General features: G+C 72.7%; 1 protein-coding gene. It reads right to left on the bottom strand.

Features of this window, described 5'->3' with window-relative positions; translation table 11 throughout:
* On the bottom strand, positions 1 to 879 hold an 879-nt coding region (locus tag ACTWQH_RS32770), incomplete at both ends, for a glycoside hydrolase family 3 C-terminal domain-containing protein (protein WP_443290457.1).

The raw sequence follows: 879 nt of genomic DNA, 5'->3' as shown, positions 1-879 counted from the left end.
GTCGAAGTCGGCAGCCGCCAGCCCGGCACTCATCACCGGGCGGGGCGGGATGGGGTCGCCGTCCACCGTCACCGTCTCCGAGCAGCGGATGTCGCGGCTGGAGGCGCCGGCCTGCACCTCGTACGCGCCCGGCTCGACCGTCCAGCGGGAGTGCGCCACGTCCCAGAAGCCCAACGCCTCGCGGGCCGGGACGGCGAACGCCAGCCGCCGCGACTCGCCGGGGGCCAGGCGGACGCGGCGGTACGCCACAAGCTGGCGGTGCGGGCGCGGCACACTCGGCTCGGTGGCGCGGGTGTAGAGCTGGATGACCTCGTCGCCGGAGCGCGGGCCGGTGTTGGTGAGGGTGACCTCGGCGGTGAGCTGTTCGTCGGTGAGGGCGGCGGTCAGTCCGGTGTAGGCGAAGGCGGTGTAGGACAGGCCGTGGCCGAAGGGGTAGAGGGGGGTGTGGTCGAAGTAGAGGTAGGTGGTGCGGGAGGCGATGAGGTCGTAGTCGAGCATGGCGGGCAGTTGGTCGTCTCCGGTGTACCAGGTCTGCGGTAGTCGGCCTGCGGGGGAGACCTCGCCGGTCAGGACGCGGGCGAGGGCGGTGCCGGCGGCTTGGCCGCCGTGGGCGGTCCACAGCAGCGCGGGGAGGGTGGCGTCGGCTTCGGGTACGGCGTAGGGGTAGGAGGAGGTGATCACCAGGGCGGTGTCGGGGTTGGCGGCGTGGGCGGCTTTCCAGATCCGTTCCTGGTGGGGTGGGAGGGCGAGGGTGTCGCGGTCCTGGGTCTCCCGGCCGTTGATGTGCGGGTCGTTGCCGGCGACGACGATCACCACATCGGCCTGGGCTGCCGCGGCGGCCACGGCCTCCTCGCCGCGTTCGATTGTCTCGACGGTGAA

It is taken from the genome of Streptomyces sp. 6N223 (genome assembly GCF_052246635.1).
Taxonomy (GTDB): Bacteria; Actinomycetota; Actinomycetes; order Streptomycetales; family Streptomycetaceae; genus Streptomyces.
The sequence above is the reverse complement of the archived record's forward strand: the minus strand, read 5'-3'. Positions and strand labels throughout refer to the sequence as shown.